This is a genomic window from Photorhabdus laumondii subsp. laumondii, from assembly GCF_003343245.1.
GTDB classification, from domain to species: domain Bacteria; phylum Pseudomonadota; class Gammaproteobacteria; order Enterobacterales; family Enterobacteriaceae; genus Photorhabdus; species Photorhabdus laumondii.
The window spans coordinates 3,619,228-3,639,457 of the sequence record NZ_CP024901.1; the positions used below are offsets into that span (position 1 = coordinate 3,619,228).

At 43.6% G+C, this 20,230-nt stretch carries 20 protein-coding genes and 1 pseudogene; 5 read left to right on the plus strand and 16 right to left on the minus strand.

Annotation, left to right across the window (positions count from 1 at the left end; genetic code table 11):
- Positions 1-724: 724 nt before the first annotated feature.
- The 11 genes and pseudogenes from PluTT01m_RS16010 to PluTT01m_RS28275 all read right to left on the minus strand — a co-directional run.
- Positions 725-1,354, minus strand: coding sequence for a hypothetical protein (locus PluTT01m_RS16010; RefSeq protein ID WP_011147317.1), 630 nt, complete (start codon positions 1,352-1,354; stop codon positions 725-727).
- A gap of 663 nt (positions 1,355-2,017) precedes the next feature.
- Positions 2,018-2,842 carry a class I SAM-dependent methyltransferase gene (locus tag PluTT01m_RS16015; RefSeq protein ID WP_011147318.1) on the minus strand — a complete coding sequence of 275 codons (825 nt, stop codon included), beginning with the start codon at positions 2,840-2,842 and terminating at the stop codon, positions 2,018-2,020.
- An 11-nt stretch (positions 2,843-2,853) separates the two neighbouring features.
- Positions 2,854-4,008, minus strand: a complete 1,155-nt coding sequence (locus PluTT01m_RS16020) for a cysteine desulfurase family protein (protein WP_041380178.1) — start codon at positions 4,006-4,008, stop codon at positions 2,854-2,856.
- An 11-nt stretch (positions 4,009-4,019) separates the two neighbouring features.
- Positions 4,020-4,904 carry an LPD16 domain-containing protein gene (locus PluTT01m_RS16025; protein ID WP_011147320.1) on the minus strand — a complete coding sequence of 295 codons (885 nt, stop codon included), beginning with the start codon at positions 4,902-4,904 and terminating at the stop codon, positions 4,020-4,022.
- An 896-nt stretch (positions 4,905-5,800) separates the two neighbouring features.
- Positions 5,801-7,255: an amino acid permease gene (locus PluTT01m_RS16030; RefSeq protein ID WP_011147321.1), complete on the minus strand. Its 1,455-nt coding sequence runs from the start codon at positions 7,253-7,255 to the stop codon at positions 5,801-5,803.
- Positions 7,256-7,359: 104 nt separating this feature from the next.
- Entirely contained in the window at positions 7,360-8,337 is a 978-nt protein-coding gene (gene astE, locus PluTT01m_RS16035) for a succinylglutamate desuccinylase (RefSeq protein ID WP_011147322.1), read from the minus strand.
- A gap of 12 nt (positions 8,338-8,349) precedes the next feature.
- On the minus strand, positions 8,350-9,693 hold the full coding sequence (astB, locus tag PluTT01m_RS16040) for an N-succinylarginine dihydrolase (RefSeq protein ID WP_011147323.1): 1,344 nt from the start codon (positions 9,691-9,693) through the stop codon (positions 8,350-8,352).
- Positions 9,694-9,743: 50 nt separating this feature from the next.
- Positions 9,744-11,219: a succinylglutamate-semialdehyde dehydrogenase gene (gene astD / locus PluTT01m_RS16045; RefSeq protein WP_011147324.1), complete on the minus strand. Its 1,476-nt coding sequence runs from the start codon at positions 11,217-11,219 to the stop codon at positions 9,744-9,746.
- Between the two features lie 2 nt (positions 11,220-11,221).
- On the minus strand, positions 11,222-12,250 hold the full coding sequence (gene astA, locus PluTT01m_RS16050; RefSeq protein ID WP_228957120.1) for an arginine N-succinyltransferase: 1,029 nt from the start codon (positions 12,248-12,250) through the stop codon (positions 11,222-11,224).
- A gap of 24 nt (positions 12,251-12,274) precedes the next feature.
- Positions 12,275-13,483, minus strand: a complete 1,209-nt coding sequence (gene astC / locus PluTT01m_RS16055) for an aspartate aminotransferase family protein (protein WP_011147326.1) — start codon at positions 13,481-13,483, stop codon at positions 12,275-12,277.
- A 1,608-nt stretch (positions 13,484-15,091) separates the two neighbouring features.
- Positions 15,092-15,229, minus strand: a pseudogene (locus PluTT01m_RS28275) (IS66 family transposase zinc-finger binding domain-containing protein); the annotation flags it as partial.
- A 199-nt stretch (positions 15,230-15,428) separates the two neighbouring features.
- Here PluTT01m_RS28275 and PluTT01m_RS28280 point away from each other — a divergent pair.
- Positions 15,429-15,530 (plus strand): DUF7706 family protein, encoded by a 102-nt coding sequence (locus PluTT01m_RS28280; RefSeq protein WP_420800639.1) that lies wholly within the window; start codon positions 15,429-15,431, stop codon positions 15,528-15,530.
- A 45-nt stretch (positions 15,531-15,575) separates the two neighbouring features.
- Here PluTT01m_RS28280 and PluTT01m_RS16065 read toward each other — a convergent pair whose 3' ends face one another.
- Both PluTT01m_RS16065 and PluTT01m_RS16070 read right to left on the minus strand, forming a co-directional pair.
- The gene (locus PluTT01m_RS16065; RefSeq protein WP_011147327.1) at positions 15,576-15,824 is read right to left on the minus strand and encodes an immunity protein TriTu family protein; all 249 of its coding nucleotides are present in this window, start codon (positions 15,822-15,824) and stop codon (positions 15,576-15,578) included.
- Positions 15,812-16,180: a TreTu family toxin gene (locus PluTT01m_RS16070; RefSeq protein WP_011147328.1), complete on the minus strand. Its 369-nt coding sequence runs from the start codon at positions 16,178-16,180 to the stop codon at positions 15,812-15,814. Before PluTT01m_RS16070 ends, PluTT01m_RS16065 begins: the two co-directional genes overlap by 13 nt.
- Before the next feature lie 69 nt (positions 16,181-16,249).
- On the opposite strand from PluTT01m_RS16070, the gene tnpA reads away from it, so the two are divergent.
- From tnpA to PluTT01m_RS16085, 3 genes are all read left to right on the plus strand, one after another.
- A complete protein-coding gene (gene tnpA, locus PluTT01m_RS16075; protein WP_011144474.1) occupies positions 16,250-16,552 on the plus strand; it encodes an IS66 family insertion sequence element accessory protein TnpA in 303 nt (100 codons plus the stop codon).
- The gene (tnpB, locus tag PluTT01m_RS16080) at positions 16,546-16,881 is read left to right on the plus strand and encodes an IS66 family insertion sequence element accessory protein TnpB (protein ID WP_011144475.1); all 336 of its coding nucleotides are present in this window, start codon (positions 16,546-16,548) and stop codon (positions 16,879-16,881) included. Before tnpA ends, tnpB begins: the two co-directional genes overlap by 7 nt.
- Positions 16,882-16,944: 63 nt before the next feature.
- Positions 16,945-18,450: an IS66-like element ISPlu20 family transposase gene (locus PluTT01m_RS16085; protein ID WP_011145417.1), complete on the plus strand. Its 1,506-nt coding sequence runs from the start codon at positions 16,945-16,947 to the stop codon at positions 18,448-18,450.
- Positions 18,451-18,635: 185 nt separating this feature from the next.
- On the opposite strand, the gene PluTT01m_RS16090 is transcribed toward PluTT01m_RS16085, so the two are convergent.
- Together PluTT01m_RS16090 and PluTT01m_RS27635 are read right to left on the minus strand one after the other, a co-directional pair.
- Positions 18,636-19,016: a hypothetical protein gene (locus tag PluTT01m_RS16090; RefSeq protein WP_011147329.1), complete on the minus strand. Its 381-nt coding sequence runs from the start codon at positions 19,014-19,016 to the stop codon at positions 18,636-18,638.
- 9 nt (positions 19,017-19,025) lie between these two features.
- Positions 19,026-19,256 carry an HNH/endonuclease VII fold putative polymorphic toxin gene (locus PluTT01m_RS27635; protein WP_011147330.1) on the minus strand — a complete coding sequence of 77 codons (231 nt, stop codon included), beginning with the start codon at positions 19,254-19,256 and terminating at the stop codon, positions 19,026-19,028.
- Between the two features lie 261 nt (positions 19,257-19,517).
- Between PluTT01m_RS27635 and PluTT01m_RS28285 the strand changes: the two genes are divergently transcribed.
- Positions 19,518-19,835 (plus strand): DUF7706 family protein, encoded by a 318-nt coding sequence (locus PluTT01m_RS28285; protein WP_011147331.1) that lies wholly within the window; start codon positions 19,518-19,520, stop codon positions 19,833-19,835.
- 46 nt (positions 19,836-19,881) lie between these two features.
- Here PluTT01m_RS28285 and PluTT01m_RS16105 read toward each other — a convergent pair whose 3' ends face one another.
- Positions 19,882-20,229 carry a hypothetical protein gene (locus PluTT01m_RS16105; RefSeq protein WP_011147332.1) on the minus strand — a complete coding sequence of 116 codons (348 nt, stop codon included), beginning with the start codon at positions 20,227-20,229 and terminating at the stop codon, positions 19,882-19,884.
- Between the last annotated feature and the right edge of the window lies 1 nt (position 20,230).

Consider the following 20,230-nt stretch of genomic DNA (forward strand, 5'->3'; position numbering starts at 1 on the left):
ATCATCTTTACCGACACATAATGACCTAACGTACAATGCCACTATAAATAAAACTCCACTACAAATAAGAAACCAACAACAAAATAACTTTGCAATATAAATCATATCATTTAATCAGTTTCTCTTGTTATTAGCCTTATTAAATAAAGGTAGATTATGAAATCAAAAAAAACAAGCCCTATAATAATTAAATAAAAAACCGGATAAACACAAAAAAAGATCATTTCAATAACATTTGAAATAGATACTTTTTTATTTATTACAATATCATGTAAATAAAATAAATACCTATTTACCATTCAAAATCAATATAAATGACATTATCTAATTGCAATTATATACCCGTCATCTTTCAAGTTGCTTCTTTGTTGGCTGCACTCACTCACCCCGGTCACATCGTTATCTATGCTCCCGGGGATTTACTCCCTTGCCGTCGCGATGCATCTTGAAATCCATAGGGTATAGTCATCAAAACAGTTCAAAAAGATAAAATCTTTATTCATACTTATTGTAGAATATCTACTAATTATAATTTTCTTTTACCACATGATAATATCTTGCCTGTAAAGTATATTTTTACATAAAAAATATTATAAATGTCTATTTTATTTACAAGTAACACGGATAAGTATAAGTTCACTTAAAATCCATTACCAATAAAAAGCACCGAAGTTATAAACATTCGGTGCAATATATTTCAACAAAAATTATTTATAGCTGAAATCTATTTTGCTAATAATACATAAGAAATGATGGGATCTATTTTGGCTGGCTTTTCCAACCATTTATTAAATACATTCCCTATTACAAGTTTCTTATATTTATTATCACAACTCGCTGATGTCCCTATCACACCAAGCCCGTATGTTCCTCCTCCCTCTGCTTTAATTTGACACTTATGTTTAGTTGTAAATTCATTATATAACCATCCCGGTTCTATTGTACTAAACTCAACAACAACGCCAGGGTTTTTATTTGTCAGATAACCTTGAGAATAAGTATATTCGGGAGCAATTCCACAAAAATTTTCTCCTTTAACACAAGGAAGGCTTTTATACTTATTCTGGTGAAATGCTTTATATTCCTTTATTCCCATCCCTCTATACCAGTACATCGCCTTTTCTGCTTTAGTATCACGATTTGCCGCTTTATTATTTACTAATGTCACTTTATTCGGTGTATCTGCTGAAACTGAAAGTGTGCAATTTTTATACATAGACATCACTTTGGTATTTTCCAGTCCATTTTTATTGATTATTTTTTCTATCTTTGGATCTGTCTTACATGCCATACTAAAACTACTCATTGCGAGTAAAAAAGGGGAAATCAGGAAAACTTTTTTATTTAAAATCATACTTATCTCCTTGCTTTATTTAATTAAGAAGTTTAACGTTTAGTGGAATAAAAATAAATTTCATTGTTGTTATTAATATACTTATTTTAAAACATATCATTACAGATGACAGATAATAAATTAACCAATTAAATCATTCTCTATTGCTACCAAATGACGTAGATAACGATATGTTATTAGATCATAAAAAACAAAAACAAATTCCAATATGATTAAAATAAAAAATATTTACTTTATATATCAAGGCAACATAAAAATAATAAAATGACTATATAACCATTTATACTACAATGGTTAAAAATATATTATAATCGCAATAAGAACATCATGCTGATAATAAAACAAAAATAATTATTTAGATTAATTCCAAAAATCTAAAATATAATTAAATAAAATACACACCTCCATAACATTAAAAATATATTTCTGAACAATCGCTACATTTACTTTAAATTAATTTAAATTCGGTTTAGCATAGTCAATACAACATAATTACTTCACGAGTAAACAGATTCAATCATTCATTGAATTTTTAGCAAGCGGTCAAACCAGACATCCAACCCAAGATAGTGAAGTTGAATGCACTGCGGTAGGTTAACATCATTATTCACATCTAATAGGTAAGATACCTCCTTGCCCAATAGGGCAAAGAGGTAAGAGATATTACGGACGATAACCAATAAAGGCCACGCGCGACAGCCTCCGTTCAATTGAGACTAGCTGTGTGGTGGACAAGAAATTCTGCATCCGCTCGAACGCTTCTTCACCCTCTATTGCAATAAATTGCTCCCTGCGCTTCTCACGCCCGGCACGCCAGCGCTCACTAAGTTCAACAACACTTTGGGTAAGATCCACCTGCCTTTCGAGGCAAAGGCCCGCCTCGCTGATTAAACGCTCGTTTAACCCAAGCGGGCTATAGAGGAAATAACCCGGCATGCCACGTATCATGATTTCGTCTTTACTCAGCATGCCGGTTACTAAAGTAGGATCGGTATACAAGAACCGGCCGCCCGGTTTCAGTAGTCGACACCATTCGCGCAGCAAGGCCAATCGATCCGGAATATGAATTACCGAGTCGATACACCATAATGCATCAAAAGTGCCATCAGGAAATGGCAGAGGCTGACGAACATCACTGTCGACGAAGTTGCTTCGATCTTCCAGTCCGAAATCTGCCGCAAGTTGCCGGGCAGTAAGGAGGCCGTGAGGATGAATGTCAACCCCCGTCACGCTACAGCCACTGGTCCTTGCCAAAAACAGAGCCGGCCCTCCGGACCCACTGCATACATCCAGCACATGAGAGCTGTCAGATAATTGAAGCCATTGGGAGAACTTTCTAAACTCATCAGCAGAGGACCAGTTGTTCTGCCCCAAGTCTTCGCCATAGGTCTCTTTGCGTACCTCGGATACCGCTTCCGCAGAGAAACTACCGAAAGCCCGTTCGTAAAAACCAGTGCCTGCGCTTGAGGAGGAAGTTTGCATAGTCATAGATAATGCTCCTAGCGAATAGAATTTAATCGGAAGACAAGGTGTTCAATTGCGGTGTCCAATATCGCATTATCGAGATCCGGATCAAAACAGAACCGAACCGACGCATTAGCCTGAGCCGAGCTCAAGCCGATGCCTGTAAGCACGTGCGAAGGCTGTAGTTCCGCGGAATTGCAGGCTGAACCTGACGATATAGCCACCTGATGCAACCCGGATATTAGCGCCTCCGAAGCGATACCTTCGAACTGAACGTTCACGATGTATGGGGAACTGCAAGAGATATCGGTATTCAACACGGCGTTCGGCACCCTTTGATGAAGGCGAGTAATAAAATAGTCTCTCAATGCAGTGACTTTTGCTTGACGTTGAATAAGGGTTGACTGAATCATCTGACACGCAAGGCCAAACCCAACAATCAGCGGCGTTGGCAAGGTGCCGCTGCGCAAATGATTCTGGCCGCCACCATAGATGAAGGGCCTCAAATGCCCCGCAACACGCGCATCGACGAAGAGCGCCCCAACTCCTTTCGGTCCCCGCATTTTGTGGGCGGAAAATGAAAGCATATCAATTCCAGTCTCTTTGACGTTCACGGGAATTTTGCCGATAGACTGGACAGCATCCACATGTAGCCAAGCGCCTGACCGACGTGTGATCGCGGCAATTTCATCCACCGGCTGAACTGTACCTAATTCGGAATTCACATGAGCAACGCTGACGATACGGGTGTCGGCGGTCAATTTGGTGATGACATCTTCCGGTTGTACCCGGCCATTGGCGGCAACCGGCAGGTATTCAACAGCAAGCCCCCGACGACTCAACTCTTTGCCGACAAGCAACACAGATTTGTGGTCGATAGGGCAAAGCAGCGCTCCCGCAGGAGCGCATTCGTTATGAGCAAAACTTGAGAAAAGCGCAATATTGTTGGCTTCTGTGGCCCCCGATGTAAAGGCAATCTCCTCTGGGCGAGCACCGATGAGAGACGCAACTTGTTGGGCGGCGTTCTCTATCGCATGCCGGGCACGACGTCCCATCACATGGGCGGAGGAAGAATTACCGAATTCATGCTCCATGTAGAATCGCATGATGTCGACGACCTCAGGAAAGCATGGTGTCGTAGCACAATGATCCAGATAGATTACGCCAGTCGGGTTTTCATTGACATTCATAGCGACTCCCATCAGGAAGTGAAGACGGCAACGTTAACGAGCTTCGAGTAGATCTCTTGTGTCTGCATCTCTCCGCTTCCACCGGGATCCGCAACAATCACCTTCATGCCCGAAAGCCCATACAGAGAGAGCGCCGTGCTTACCCCTGTTTTGACTGGTTGGAAGCATTCGCCGGGGGCAAAGATCACCAGAAGGCGATGTTGCGCCTTGTAGACCTCGGAGATCATCTCAGTAATCTCTCCCGCACATCCGGTAACGCCGCAGGTAATGAGAGGTTTATAATCGCCGTTTTCGTCCACAAGCGAAATTTCGGTTCCGGCATCGGGGCCATTGTCGAGAACGCGGCGATTTAACAGCCCTGCTTTGACCAACTTATCGGCACTTTTCTGGAAGCGATATTTCAGCCAAGTCTCTGGATAGGCAACAGGATGTTTCCGGCTTGCGAGCATGTTTTGCTCAGAAAATTGCCCACTGCGCTCTAAGATAGATTTGTACGAAGCCGGAAGCGCGGAGAATTGCTCATAGAAGGCACGTCTTAGCTCAGATGCTGGCCCGCTGTCGCGCGAAACATATTGCCAATCGTTGATGAGCAGCAGGAATTTTATCGCTTCGAATTGATGTTCAAGCTGTTCTGCGATTCGCACACCAAGTTCCCAAGTGTATCCAGGAAAGATTCCTACGCGTCGCTCAATTTTTTCTCGCATAGGAGCCGTATTTTCTTCGATGACTCCCGGGACAAGGCATCCTCGGTCTTCGTCAAGGAAGAGCATGAAATGCCCTGCCATAATAACGAGATCCGGATGTGGTGCATTAGTCACTTCGGTGAGAATAAGGTCGAGTAATTCAGCCTCAGATTGAACCAGACGGTGGCTGTTTGAGATGTTAACTTGTTGCATATACGCCTATATTAATATTATTGATTTTATTAGCAATTTAAAGGCAGTGTCATAGCTATGGAAACTTTATGACCCATTTCGACTTTCCTCGTGGATCGCTAAATTTCACTCACTATGAACATCCACCTTCACAACAGTTATCAATCATCAGTAGACAATTGATAATACATATATATTTACATACAATTAATTATCAAACAATTAGTAATATTAATATTTAATCTATATCCCGTACTATTTGAGATACATTAATAGCAAAGATTGATGCTGTATGCTCTTACTGTAGAGAGACCAAAGGCGTTGACTAAAATGGTTATTGAACGTCCGCATATCAACGTTACCGATATCATGATTCCCACCAAGTGGATTCCAGACAACAAGGCTACACATCCGATAAATACCAAGCTTAACGGGCTTTTTCATTCCCATAATCACATTTCACAAACATATTATTGTGCCCATATTCAAGTCACGTAATGTCGTTACCTCACGCTAGTTATTGACATTATTTAGCCAATTTGGCGTGACGTTTTTTATAACAGACGTTCAGCCTGTCTATTGAACATTGTCAGTGAACAGCTCATAATTAATTAAAAAATGTGATGATAAATAAAATAAATCATTAACAATTGTGATTAAATTTTAATGAAAGCACCGAAGTTACGAATATTCAATGCTGGATTCGACTAATCATCTCCCGGGGATTCTCTCCCTTGCCGTCGCGATCCATCTTGAAATCCATAGGGTATAAACATTTTGCAGGTGCGAGCCATTCCCTAACAAATGACTCAATCGGGAGTAAAATCAGAAGAAATAAACGCAACTTTGGCTAATATGAGATCGTCATTGAAGCCATTTTTCTATCTGCTTCAATTTATTATTTCTCAATTAGCTGCCTATGAACGAAAACTCTCTTTCGCTATCTGATAACGCTGTTCTTTCTGTGCCTCATTTTTCTTTTTTACGCGCCATAAAATACTTAACATAATAAACCATAAAGGCGTGCCACAGAGTGCGATCAGGGTATCCGGATCAAAAACCATTACCACTATGGTAAAGATGAAAAAAATCAGGGTCAGCCAAGTCATTAACACCCCTAAAGGCATCTTAAATATTGAACGTTTATGCACATCAGGATAATTCTTACGATAAACCAAATAGGCAATCAAAATCACACACCAGCTATAAATCACCATAACCGAAGCAACGGTTGATACAATAGTAAATAACTGCATGACATTCGGTACGATAAATAAAAGTGACGTACCCACCACCATACAGAAACAAGAAAATATCAGACTATGTACAGGAATCGCCGTATTGCGGGAAAGAATTTTAAATTTCCGATGTGCATTCTTTTCCGTTGATAAGCCATAAAGCATACGTGTACAAGCATATAATCCACTATTAGCAGAGGACATTGCCGACGTTAATGCAACAAAATTAACCACTGCGGCAGCAGCAGGCAGACCCGCCAGGGCAAATAGTGTCACAAAAGGGCTGGTTTCAGCTGAGATCCGTCCCCAAGAAGTGACAGCAATGATGCTCAACATGGAGAAAATATAGAAAATCATAATTCTCATCGGGATATAATTAATTGCTTTCGGCAATATCTTTTCCGGATCTTTTGTTTCTGCCGTCATCGTGCCAACTAATTCAACACCAGTAAAAGAAAAAATCGCGATTTGAAAACCAGCAAAAAAACCAAAAATACCATTTGGCAGAAATACCGATGGATCAGTCAAATTATTCACAGAGGCGATCGTACCATCCGGTGATTGCCAACCTACCATCACCATACCAACGCCAATAATAATCAACGCTAAAATCGCAATGACCTTAATCATGGCGAACCAGAATTCAGCTTCGCCAAATAAGCGGACAGAAAGAAGATTACAAGTCCCCAGTAAACCTAGCGTTATAAATGCGGGCACCCAAAGAGAGACGCCGGGAAACCAATATTGAATGTAGCCGCCACATACAACAACATCAGCAATACAAGAGACAATCCAACTCATCCAATAAGTCCAGCCGAGAAAAAAACTGGCTTTGGTACCTAAATAATCCGATACGAAATCAGCAAAAGAGCGATAATTCAGTTTAGTCAGCAGCAATTCTCCCATTGCCCGCATCACCATATAGACAAAAAAACCAACAATCGCATAGGTAATAATGATCGATGTACCCGATACGGCAATAGTTTTTCCTGACCCCATAAATAAACCTGTGCCAATAGCACCACCAATGGAAATCAATTGAATATGACGTGCACTCAGCCCTCGATGAAGCGTTTGTGTATCAGCAAATTTCTCTGCCGAAAGGTTTTGTTGAGTTTTATTATTTTTTATCATGATAGTACCCGTCCGTCATTAAAGAAGCAGTTGACTGCTAAATCTTTCTGAAAAAAATTCTCACGGCTTCAGGAAGAAAATGGAATAATGCCTTATTTATTTAATTATTTTTTATTTAAAGCAAGTAACAATCCTGCTCGTAATCCATTAGCAACCTCAGCATTAGGAAATAAAATAAATTTCGCTGGAAATTTAATTTTCCAATGGTGATCATGTTGGCTGGCGATTTCAAATCCTTCTGGCAATTCAGTAAAGTTCAAGGTATCTGCGGGAATATGAAGTTGAAAACTGTCGTGACTCTTAATAATGGAATTAATTACCTGGTAATGTTTCAGCTCAAATTTAATACGTGCGGTTATTTGCGATAAAGAAATTAAACCATAAAGCGCATCGGTAATTTTTTGAAATCTTGTTAAATCATTTTCCCCAAAAGGCATTGCTTTACCCATCTCCATCGTACAGCTATCCGCGCCAAACTTTTCACTCAGAAAATGGCTGAAAGTCCCGGCTTTCTCACGATGATAAACGAGCGCATCAATATCGCTGTCATGCAACCATTGCATAAATTCAGCAGAAAAGGGGCGATTCTGAGCAGGTAACAACGCAAATTGCTCATGGTGAGAAGCGCGTATAGCGGTATGCAGATCAATATGCCAGCGAATATTGGTCGACGACACCGAAGGTTCAGCAAAAAAGCGATTCACAACGTTTTCAAGTTCAGCCGCACGTGATCGCTCATTTCCTAACGGAAAATTCAGATAACGGCCACCAAACATCCGATTCAAATCATCATGTAAATAACGTCGATTCGTACGCATCGCAGGCAAATTACCGAAGATGATCAACACGTTATTTTTTAGTGCTAACGTGCCCTCCGCCAACTGTGCAAGTAACTGAATCAATATTTCAATAGGCGCGGTTTCATTACCATGAATACCGGCAGAAATCACCAGAGACCGATTTCCCTCTTCATGGGGAATCAATTGCAGTACACCTTCAGCCAACCAATGCGCATTTATTGTTTCTGGAAATGTCAGGTGGTCGGCAAGTTTTTTTTCAAGCAATAACGTTAACAGATCCATATCTGCTCCAATTTAGCGCTGAAATTCATAGATCGATCCTAAATTCAAGATCTGCGTAAGCTCATCCAGCGCGGTATAAACTTCACAAAGTAATTGGGGATCGGCCAGATCACTGGCGCATAATTCATCACGATAATGGTGCTCTATCCATTTGGTCAGGCGCTGGTAAAGTTGCGTATTCATCAATGTTGCGGGATTAACCGCACGAAATTCAGCGTCGTTAAGTACCACCCTCAGACGCAAACAGGCCGGGCCGCCGCCATTACGCATACTTTCCCGCAAATCAAAAACACGAACTTCATTGATAGGTGCAGAGGTTTGTGCACTCAGCGACTGCAAATAATCCCAGACAGCGGAATGTTGGCGGCACTCTTCAGGAACAACGAGCACCATTTTCCCATCAATTTTACTCAGTAACTGACTATTAAAGAGATAAGAATCAACCGCATCTTTGATGCTGATCTGCTCAGCAGGCACCTCAATCGAGACAAAATTCTGTCCCAACACCGCCATTTTCTGTCTAATTTCGGTCAGAACCTGAGACTGATTAAGATAAGCATATTGATGGTGAAAAAGGACATTTCGGTTGCTGACCGCAATCACATCGTTATGGAAAACCCCACTGTCAATGGCGACCGGGTTTTGCTGTACAAAAACGGTTTGTGCCGGATTAAGCCGATGCAACCGTGCGATCGCTTCACTGGCTTCCAATGTTTGCCGTGCCGGATAACGTTTAGGCACCGGGCCGCCGCGAAATACGCTACGGCCATAGACAAACACCTGTACGCCCGGCGAATCATAATCACCACCGAGGCGATTATGGTTTGCCGCCCCTTCATCACCAAAATCTTCATGTTGTGGAAGAGCCTGATGATGAACAAAATAGTTTTGATCAGCAAAAGTGGCTTTTAACGCGGCAGTCGTCGTTGCTATTTCCAGCGAACGGTGCAATTTATTGTTTAAATTAGCTACCGTGAAATGAACTCGCTGATCAGCGCTATCCGCCGAAGGTGACACGGTTGCCGCATTTGCGGTCCACATTGATGAAGCAGAACTCAGTTTTGATAATAACACCGGAGAATATTTGGCTGCTTTATGCAATATCTGCTCATCACTGCCGACAAAACCTAAATTACGCAAGGCCGGAATATGAGGGCGTTGTTGCGGCGGAAGCACTCCTTGAATAAACCCTTCATCAGCCAACGCTTTCATTTTCATCAACCCTTGCAGCGCGGCCTTACGCGGGTTAGATACGCTGTCTTTATTATTAATCGAAGCCTTATTACCCACAGAAAGCCCCGCATAATGATGGGTCATGCCGACCAACCCATCAAAATTTGCTTCAAAACCAGCCATAAATCCCCTTGGAAAAATTATATAAGTTGAAAACCTCTCCCGTTAAACGGTTAATCAGGGAAATGAAGCCCTGGCGCAAGCGTTTCAGGTAAAGTGAGTTCGTCAGCAACCAGAGATGCCATCGGCCAGGCACAGTAATCAGCAGCATAATAAGCACTAGGTCGGTAGTTTCCTGACGCACCAATGCCACCAAAAGGCGCTTTACTGGAAGCCCCGGTCAACGGTTTATTCCAGTTCACAATGCCCGCTCTGGCATCTTCCGACAGACGTTGGAACAGAGCAGCATCCGGCGAAATTAAACCGGTAGCCAATCCGAATCGGGTGTTATTGGCGATTGCCAGCGCCTCATCAAATGTGTCATAACGCATAAGCATGAGCAGCGGCCCGAAATACTCTTCATCAGGAACATCAGCGACTTGGCTAACATCAATAATCCCAGGGGTCAACAACGTTGATTGCGGCTGGCATTGCTCCAGCGAAACCAAAGAGATACCACCCAGTTTTTGTAGTCGATCTTGAGCTTCCAATAGATTCTGCACAGCCTGTAGAGAAATGACTCCACCAATGAACGGTTGGGGTTGGGCATCCCAATGGGATGGTACGATCCGCTCTGTCACCTCCACCAAACGCTTAATCACCGCATCTCCATGGGCGCCATTTTTGACCAACAATCTGCGGGCACAAGTGCAACGTTGACCAGCGGAGATAAACGCGGATTGCACAATGGTGTAAACAGCGGCATCAATATCGTCGTAAGCATCGACGATCAATGCATTGTTTCCCCCCATTTCAAGCGCCAACATCTTCTCTGGCTGACCGCCGAGCATGCGGTGAAAGTGAAAGCCCGTATTGGCACTCCCGGTAAACAGCACACCATCAATCTGCTTATCCTCCAGCAATGCTGTCCCGGTACTGCGTGCTCCCTGAACCAGATTGAGCACACCAGCGGGCAAACCGGCTTTTTCCCATAATTTCACCGTCTCTTCTGCGGTCATCGGTGTCAATTCACTCGGTTTAAACACCAGCGTATTACCCGCAATAAGCGCGGGAATAATATGACCATTAGGCAAATGTCCGGGAAAGTTATACGGACCAAAAACCGCCATCACACCGTGAGGACGGTGACGCAGTAAGGCACGGCCATCAGGCATAATCGTTTCTGACTCACCAGTACGCTGTTCCCACGCTTCGATAGAAATAGCCGCCTTACCTATCATGGATTGTATTTCAGTCCGAGTTTCCCATAACGGTTTACTGGTTTCCTGACTGATAACACGAGCAAGCGTTTCTTTCTCCTCATTCAGCAAAGCCGCAAATGTCTGAATGACCTTAATCCGCTCACTGGCGGGCAAATGTGACCAAGCATAAAACGCCTCGCGCGCAGCATGACAAGCGGCCCTGACTTGCGAAGCATCGGCGCTGTTAGCTTGCCACAGAACCTGTTGATCTATCGGGGAAAATTTAGTTATCGACTCACCCTGCCCTTCAATCCATCTTCCCCCAATGTAATGTGCTTTATAATTCATGCTTAATTTTCCTTTGGAAAGAGACTAACTAGTCGCACCTGATCCCCATCGCTGACTTGAAGTGCACCCATCTCTGCGGCTGTTAAAAAAAGTTCATTACTGTCACACACCACATTCAATAAAAGCGCCCGAAATTCACTAAACTGCTGATTGGCAACGATGCAAGGAACACCATCGTCTCTGGTCACTGATTCGGCTTTACTAACAGAAACGAGACGACTCTCTTTTACCGCACGTATCCGATCAATCTCAGCCTGTAATAAAGCGCCGCCATCAAAAATATCGATATGGCCTTGATAGATAAGCCCTTCTTTTTCAAGAATTGCCCGCGCGGGTACTGTTTTCTCATGAACCTGCCCAATCACCTTCTGCGCCTCAGCAGATAATAAGGAGATATAAATAGGATGAAGGGGCATGAGTTCGGCAATAAAGGTTTTCGATCCAATACCGGTTAAGTAATCTGCCTGGGAAAAAGGAATGCCAAAAAAATGTTGTCCCAATGAATTCCAGAAAGGGGAATTTCCTTGCTCATCTGCCACCCCTCGCATTTCAGCGAATATAGTTTTAGAAAAAATATCCCTAAATGCGGCGATAAAAAGAAAACGTGCTTTGGAGAGAAATGTCCCATTTCTTCCCTTCTGATATTCCGGATCAAGGAACAAGGTACACAATTCACTGTTACCGGTCTGATCTTGCTCCAAAGTCAACGCTTCAATAGATTTATAAATCCCCAATTCACGTGATGAACGAATGGTTTTTTGTACCCGAAAATTATAAAACGGCTCCTCCAGTCCAACCGCCACTTCGATGGCACTGACACCCGCCACACGATTCGCGCTGGTATCTTCCAGCACAAAAAGGAATCCCTGCTGAGCCCTGGCCAGTTTTCCATCAAAAGTATCAACACTACGTGCAATGCGTGAACGTAATTGATCCAGATTATTGGGAAAAGATGTCAAACCTATACCAGCGCGTTGAGATAAAGACTGAACCCCATTTAAGTCACTATGCCGGACAGCTCGGAAAAGCATCATAACGTCACCTTCAATTTACTATTAACCGACAAACCGCATGATGGCGCTTTCAAGACGAACCAAACCTTCATCAATATCAGCAAATTCAATATTTAATGCTGGCGCAAAGCGCAACACATCTGGACCCGCGATCAAGGCAATTAACCCCTCCTCTGCTGCCAAGTTAGTTAATTGCTTCGCCTTACCCTGCCAAGCTTTATCCAATTCAGCACCTAAAAGCAGCCCTTTACCTCGCAAGCAACTGAATATTTGGTAACGCTGATTCAGTTTCGATAGTTTATCCATGAAGTAATCATGACGTTGCAAAACGCCGGTGAGCAGTTCCGCCTGATTAACAATAGAAAGCACCTTATTGGCAACTGCCGTCGCCAGAGGATTACCGCCAAACGTGGTACCATGCGTTCCAGGTTGAAAAACCGCTGCGATATGCTGTTTTGTTAACATAGCGCCGATAGGAAAACCGCCACCGAGACCTTTAGCACTGGTAAGAATATCAGGCTCAACACCATATTCCTGATAAGCATAAAGGTATCCTGTACGGCCCACCCCAGTTTGAATTTCATCAAAAATAAGCAGCGCTTGAAAACGATCACATAAGGTACGTAATTCCTGCAAGAATGCAGGATCTGCGGGAATAACACCGCCCTCACCGATAATAGGTTCGACAATAACCGCACAGGTATTTTCAGAAATGTGTTCTCTGATTGCAGATAAATTATTATAAGGAAGATGCGTAATTTCTTGCGGAAGAGGGGCATAATCTTGTGAATATTTTGGCTGCCCTCCTACTGTAACGGTAAATAATGTTCTACCATGAAAAGAATCTTTAAATGAAATAATCTCATTCTTATTTTTCCCATATTTATCAGCGGCATATTTTCTGGCTAACTTTAATGCTGCCTCGTTAGCCTCCGCCCCTGAATTACAGAAAAATGCTTTATCAGCAAACGTATTTTCCACCAGTCTTTTTGCTAATTTCAGGACAGGTTCATTAGTGTAACCATTACCTATATGCCATATTTTATCAATCTGATAAATTAACTCATCCTTTAATTCAGGATGTGCATGCCCTAATGAATTAACGGCAATTCCACCAGCAAAATCGATATATTCCTTGCCATCTTGATCCCATACTTTCGAACCTTTGGCCCGAACAGGTATGAACTTAGCAGGAGAGAAACAGGGCACCATATAGTGTTCAAACCAACTTCTCTGAATATTTTCTAACATAGATCATTTCCCCTTAAAATAGAGAGTACACGGATGAGAGAAAGTAATATGCTCCGCATCATCTTTCGTCTCACACTGACACAACTTATTTAATGTATGCCGAGTAAAAGGTTTACCAAACTGAAACCTAAAAAACCTTAAAAATAATAAGATTACAGGATCTATTTAATATTATTCTTATTAATCCCATGACTATTTCCTAAAACATATACCCGTCATCTTTCAAGTTGCCTCTTTGTTGGCTGCACTCACTCACCCCGGTCACATTGTTATCTATGCTCCCGGGGATTCGCTCCCTTGCCGTCGCGCTCCATCTTGAAATCCATAAGGTATAGTTGCTCAGCCATTAGACAGATACTGTTGCCCACGCTTAACAAAGTCAACACAAGTTGTACACAAAAAAAATACTTTTTGATCCCGTTCAAAATTCCAAAAAGTATTTTTATGCACAATTTATGCGATTTTAGTGAATAAATAGGGCATAAACAGTGAATAAATTAAATCTACTACATATAGATGAAACGAATAGATAAATAATTATTCATTAATAACGCCTGAAATTTATCTATTCAAATGTAAAATAAAATTTGACCAAATTTAACTTTCAAAAACCCGAGTAAACCGATAACCAAAACAACAAAAAGAGTGAACAATCTGATGATAACTTAATATAAAATTAACTATCATCTAAATGCTCTTAAATTTCAGACAACGATATCCCTACTTATTATACCTTATAGATTTCAAGATGGAGCGCGACGGCAAGGGAGCGAATCCCCGGGAGCATAGATAACAATGTGACCGGGGTGAGTGAATGCAGCCAACAAAGAGGCAACTTGAAAGATGACGGATATAAGATTATTTGTAACAAATTGACCATATTGTCCCCTATCTCAATGATTTACTTAGATTAGATAAACAGGTAAAGCCTTTTCAAGTGAAAACGATTCAATAGCGATTATCACTTTCCTCAATCTTGCTTTTAGATAGGAAAAACCCGATAACCAATTCATACCGAATGATCACACCATCGCTAAACAATTAATTATTTATTAATATATTAGCATTGCAAAACATTATTATCATAACCGATTACCAACGCCTTATTCAAAAGCTTAAACTAATTACTTTACTGACTTGATAAAGAATTGATATACAGTACTGCTTTACGATTGCGATTGAAAAAACAGATATAATCTTTATCATCAATTTATCACTCTAAATAATAAATTTCATTTTCTCCTATTTATTTAATGATCTCATTTAATTTTCTGCAATTTTCATTGGCAAACGCTGAGCTTCATTGTTAAAAGTGAAATCGTTATTTGTATTTATTATGTATAAATGTTAAATCACGCCATATTTTATTTTCTTTATATTAATGTAAAATTGAAATTATTAAAAACCTTGGATTCACATAATAAGTGCAACATCGTTAATCTGGAAGTAAACATGTTCGTATTCCCTTAAATAATAGACATGATATTAAATAAGATTTCAAAATAGTGCTACATCTTATACCACTCATAATTCTATGTATAACAATGGGTTGAAGAAGGCTATGTGTAGCATAATTACGAAACGTTATTTAATCCAAAATGCAACCTATTCAATCAGCCGGGCGGGCTGGGCTTTAGCATGCACACACTGACAGCGCGCGCAGCTGTACTGCGGGCTGATATAGCGCCGGACGATAAACGTGGCCGGACGGTATTCCAGTCACTCACTGATTTCATCACGTAAAAAGGAAAAACTCAGCTGATGCTGTTCGCAATACTGTTTTCGAGTCAGGTCACTGTGGCACCATTGGGTCACATGTTGTGTTTTTGCTCCGGGGTATATCGGCTACGGCTCATGGTGTCAGTTTCCAGGTGAAGATAAGGAAGCGGTAGCGTGCATGGGCCAGGGAGGAAGAACAAGGTGAGATGACCGGACGTTTACTGAGATACGGGCCTGTGCCGTGAATGATGAGGAAGCGTATCATATCAAAGATGCGATCTCTAAGCTTCAATCTGCCCTTGCTTACTGTGGATATTCGCCAAGATAAATCACAAGAAAGCCGGAAGATCACACGGATCTTTCCGGCTTAAGTTTAATTTAGCAGGCTATGAAATTCTTTGAATGCTTCAATTACTTCATTGTCAGAGGCCAGTTCTCTTCTTTCATTGATGATATATTTTTCAGTATCTACATCAAGAATTTCTAACATGCATGACAAATCATCCCATACAGTAAACCGAGCAATACTTTTATCAGTATCAATATCAACTACTAAACTTTCATTATTTACAATCACGGGATAATTGTAATTAGATATAATCCATAGTCTTATTTTTTGCATACTGTCATTATCCCCTCTGTTGTTTTCTGTGCCTTAATTTCTATATTGGCTACTTCTGGCATTTCTGGTACGGGCAATCCTTTACGTTTTGCTAAACGCCCTTCTAAAGAATCTGGACCTACTATTTTTGCCCATTCATCATTTGTTTTTATCAATGATTTTTCAGGGACATCAAATTCAATATACACTGTTCCCGGTTTAGCTTGTTTACCAAAGGCATCTATATTTGCTGGATAACCAACATGTGTTGTTCCCGTAGTACTTTGAACTACTTTGCCAGTATCACGCATTTTTTGAAGTTCTTCGGGACTCATCCAACGACCAACCGTGACAGTTGATAGTAAACGTCCGGTCATCTCACCTTGTTCTTCCTCTCCGGCCCATGCACGCTACCGCTTCCTTATCTTCACCTGGAGACTGACACCATGAGCCGTAGCCGATATACCCCGGAACAAAAACAACACCATGTGACCCAATGGCGCCACAGTGACCTGACCCGAAAACAGTATTGCGAACAGCATCAGCTGAGTTTTTCCGCTTTCCGCGACTGGATTGCCGACAGTAACAACATCCCCCAACCTCTCAGCCAGACACTGCCCGCCCTCTTACCGGTTTCACTCCAGCCTGACGACGCGCGCACCGTCACCCTGCATACCCCAGACGGCTATGCCATCGCCTGTCCATTGACGCTGTTGCCTGACGTGATGCGGGTACTGACCCGATGCTGAAACCGCAACAGCTCTTTCTGGTGCGAGAGCCCGTCGACATGCGCCGGGGCATTGATGCCCTGACCCAGCACCTGGAGGGGCTGAATTTGCGCTGGCAGGACGAAGCCGCTTTTATTTTCTGCAACAAGGCCCGCTCCCGTCTCAAGGTGTTGCGCTGGGACCGACACGGCGTCTGGCTGTGTACCCGCCGTCTGCACCGGGCCCATTTTGTCTGGCCGAAGCAGGGCGAGCGCAGCTGGGTGATGACGCCCGCCCAGTTTGACTGGCTCATCCGCGGCATTCACTGGCAACAGGTCGAGGGAGATGACCTGTCCGGCTGGCGAAACTAATTCCGCTACCCCGGTCACACTTTTACCGGATAACGACGGGGAATTATCCGGTACACTGTCGGCATGACGCTCAATGACTTAATCGCGCTGGATGACCCCGGCCAGTTCCGCCTGCGGGCACTGGCGCTGCTTCAGCAACAAGGTGATTATATTCGCCAGCTGGAAGAGGCCCTGAAACAGGCGCAACGCTGGCGTTTTGGCGCGCACAGCGAAACCCTGCCTGCCGGTCCCAAACGCAGTCAGTTTGAGGAAGATGCCGATACCGATATCGCGGTGCTGGAAACCCGGCTGTCACGCCTGCATATCAAGGAAAACGCGACCCCGGCCCAGCCTAAACGTCAGCCTTTGCCGGCGACTTTACCCCGTGAAGATATCCGGCTGGCGCCGGAGACGGAGAGCTGCCCGGATTGCGGTCATGCCCTGCGCTTTTTGCGTGATGAAATCAGTGAGCGACTGGAATACCGTCCGGCCACGTTTATCGTCCGGCGCTATATCAGCCCGCAGTACAGCTGCGCGCGCTGTCAGTGTGTGCATGCTAAAGCCCAGCCCGCCCATCTTATTGAAAAGGGCCTTCCAGAGCCGGGGTTGCTGGCTCAGGTGGTGGTCGCTAAATATCGTGACCACCTGCCGCTCTACCGTCAGCAGCAAATCTATGCCCGCAGCGGTGTCACCCTGGCCCGCAGCACCCTGTCGGACTGGGTGGGGCAGGTGGCGGTGGCGTTGCAACCGTTAGCCGATGCCCTGAAGCAGACGCTGCTGACGTCCCCGGTGCTGCATGCCGATGAGACCCCGTTGCCGATACTGGCCCCGGGAAAAGGCCAGACCCAGCGAGCTTACCTGTGGACGTCTGTCACCGGCCCCGATACCTCGCCGGCAGTGGTATACTATGAGCTGCATCCCGGCCGCAGCGGCCGTTATGCCCAGAGCCTGCTGAAAGACTGGTCGGGCGGCACGTTGGTGACGGATGACTATGCCGGTTACAACGCACTGCATGCCCGGGCGGATATCACCGAAGCGGGTTGCTGGGCTCACGCCCGCCGCAAATTCTTTGACCAATACAAAGCGAGCCAAAGTCCGGTGGCGAAACAGGCGCTGGATGGCATTCGTGACCTGTACAAGCTGGAGCGAAAAATCAAACACCGGCCGCCGGATAAACGGCGTCAGTGGCGGCAGCGTTATGCCCGGCCGTGGCTGAATGAGTTCCGGTCCTGGTTGCAAACGATGCAGACCCAAACGGCCCCCAACTCGGGGTTACGCAAAGCGATAGATTACACGCTGAAGCGCTGGTCGGCGCTGGTGTGTTATCTGGATGACGGGGGGGTGCCGATAGACAACAACCGGGCGGAGAATGCGGTCCGGGGTGTGGCGCTCGGCCGAAAGAACTGGCTTTTTGCGGGTTCACTGGCCGCGGGGCAACGGGCGGCCATGATAATGAGCCTGCTGGAAACGGCCAAAGCCAACGGACATGAGCCCTGGGTCTGGTTACGTGATGTCCTCAGCCGGCTGCCTGTCTGGCCGAACAATCGGTTGAATGAGCTGTTGCCCTGGCCTGAGAATCCCTTCCGTTAACATCCCATTTTGTGGTTATCTGACCACGCAAGGTGAGTTCACCGGAACATTACAGTTGATAGCCCGAAAGGATCGATCCAACCCGTCGGATTATGAACGTAACTATAAAGACGGAATGTTTAATGTGCTGAATGGGAACTAGATAAAAGAGCCGGAAGATCACGGAGATCTTTCCGGCTTAAACATTATTTACTATATATATCACATCGTTGGAACGTTAAGGCTTCCAACTCCAAAGAAACACTCCACTCGTCTCCTTTGAGATTGAAAGAGTAAAAATCACCTTTTTCTAAAAAAATTAATTCGGATGAAGTGATCTTTTGCCAGTTAACTATTTCAACTTTTCTCAAAAACTGACCAATGATTTTAATAACAATGACATTATAATCTTTCCCCCATACTCCCCATTTAGCGACTTCTTTTTCTGGTCTTTGTGTTACATGGATATTTAGTGATACCTGATCTGCTATATCGAGTCCAACTTGTCCAAGAAGAATGTCATCTTTTAATCCTTCAGGAAAAAGTGAAATTAAGAATTTGTTATTTATGACTTCAATAATGTTCATGTTATTTCCCTAAAAGTTATAGTGACCATGAGTTCCCGGAACATCACCTGTATTCAAGTTATCGGGTGGCCTGACGTTAAAATGAGGCTCTGCTCCATGTAAAGGTGTTGCTTTTGCGTGCCCTAAGCTGTGTTCTTGAATAATTACCGTAGAACCATTTTTATCTTTAAAATGATATTGCCGTGCTTCAATCGCAACGCCTTTGGAATCACGAATAAAATCACCATAACCATCTTTCAATTTAGCTTTGGATATCTCAAATGGATGCTGGCTATTAAGGATTCCCGCATCTCTCTTGGCCTGCCGTAGCGCACCACGACGACTTTTCCCTTCATAGGTCGTTTTCTTGTTCTTAGTCCCTGGACATCCGGCTAACCCGAGCGGGTCTTAGGGACTGCCCCGACACGACCCTACTTTTTGACCGGGATTTTTTCTTTAATAACAACCTGTTAAAGAGCCACTTCGTCCCTCTGCCCTCACCGCCGCGAACCCAAAACCCCGATGTGCACTTTGCCGATTTTAGCTCACTTTTTCCCCGATGTCAGTGCCGGGTTTCGCCCCGCTTTTTCTGCCAGAACCGGGTTTTATCAGGAACCCGTGGCGGCGGTGCAGCTTGCCTGCGCCGCTGACGCGGGTTGGCCGGGTGCGGGCGGGCCAGGCCCGCAGGTGAAACTTTTCAGCGGGGAGCCCCCGCCCGCGGGGGCGGACGGGGCGGAGATACGTGCCTGTGCCGTGAATGACGAGGAAGCGTATCAGATCAAAGATGCGATCTCTAAGCTCCAATCTGCGTTGGTTTACTGTGGATATGCACCAAGGTAGATCATAATAAAGCCGGAAGATCTCGGGGATCTTCCGGCTTTATTAATTAACTAGCATTATATATATCGTGCAGATTACTATTTTTATTTAAGTTAACTATACTTTCCTTTTTATAGGTCAATATTAGCTCACCTTTATTTTCATCATTTTCTATTGCACGTACACCATCAATAACACAAAGAATACCGAACAATGTATTATCAGCTACTATTCTTATTATTTTATTGATTATCTCTTTCTCTTCCTTCGATTTTTCATTATAAAAATCAGATAGTTCAATTAGTTCTCTTTGTGGTTTTCTACCTGGGGGAGATTCAAGTATTGAGATAGTGTCTTCGATAGCAGCATCTCTTACTACAAGCTTTAATATATCTACAAATAGTTGAGAATTCATC

Bases quoted from the DNA above. Each gene is read 5' to 3' on its own strand.
- tnpA (WP_011144474.1), top strand. From the start codon at position 16,250: ATGAGCCGTAGCCGATATACCCCGGAACAAAAACAACACCATGTGACC.
- astC (WP_011147326.1), bottom strand. From the start codon at position 13,483: ATGTTAGAAAATATTCAGAGAAGTTGGTTTGAACACTATATGGTGCCC.
- tnpB (WP_011144475.1), top strand. From the start codon at position 16,546: ATGCTGAAACCGCAACAGCTCTTTCTGGTGCGAGAGCCCGTCGACATG.
- PluTT01m_RS28285 (WP_011147331.1), top strand. From the start codon at position 19,518: ATGTGCACTTTGCCGATTTTAGCTCACTTTTTCCCCGATGTCAGTGCC.
- PluTT01m_RS16015 (WP_011147318.1), bottom strand. From the start codon at position 2,842: ATGACTATGCAAACTTCCTCCTCAAGCGCAGGCACTGGTTTTTACGAA.
- PluTT01m_RS16025 (WP_011147320.1), bottom strand. From the start codon at position 4,904: ATGCAACAAGTTAACATCTCAAACAGCCACCGTCTGGTTCAATCTGAG.
- PluTT01m_RS16030 (WP_011147321.1), bottom strand. From the start codon at position 7,255: ATGATAAAAAATAATAAAACTCAACAAAACCTTTCGGCAGAGAAATTT.
- PluTT01m_RS16010 (WP_011147317.1), bottom strand. From the start codon at position 1,354: ATGATTTTAAATAAAAAAGTTTTCCTGATTTCCCCTTTTTTACTCGCA.
- PluTT01m_RS16065 (WP_011147327.1), bottom strand. From the start codon at position 15,824: ATGCAAAAAATAAGACTATGGATTATATCTAATTACAATTATCCCGTG.
- astD (WP_011147324.1), bottom strand. From the start codon at position 11,219: ATGAATTATAAAGCACATTACATTGGGGGAAGATGGATTGAAGGGCAG.
- PluTT01m_RS16105 (WP_011147332.1), bottom strand. From the start codon at position 20,229: ATGAATTCTCAACTATTTGTAGATATATTAAAGCTTGTAGTAAGAGAT.
- PluTT01m_RS16085 (WP_011145417.1), top strand. From the start codon at position 16,945: ATGACGCTCAATGACTTAATCGCGCTGGATGACCCCGGCCAGTTCCGC.
- astA (WP_228957120.1), bottom strand. From the start codon at position 12,250: ATGCTTTTCCGAGCTGTCCGGCATAGTGACTTAAATGGGGTTCAGTCT.
- PluTT01m_RS16090 (WP_011147329.1), bottom strand. From the start codon at position 19,016: ATGAACATTATTGAAGTCATAAATAACAAATTCTTAATTTCACTTTTT.
- PluTT01m_RS16020 (WP_041380178.1), bottom strand. From the start codon at position 4,008: ATGAATGTCAATGAAAACCCGACTGGCGTAATCTATCTGGATCATTGT.
- PluTT01m_RS16070 (WP_011147328.1), bottom strand. From the start codon at position 16,180: ATGACCGGACGTTTACTATCAACTGTCACGGTTGGTCGTTGGATGAGT.
- astE (WP_011147322.1), bottom strand. From the start codon at position 8,337: ATGGATCTGTTAACGTTATTGCTTGAAAAAAAACTTGCCGACCACCTG.
- astB (WP_011147323.1), bottom strand. From the start codon at position 9,693: ATGGCTGGTTTTGAAGCAAATTTTGATGGGTTGGTCGGCATGACCCAT.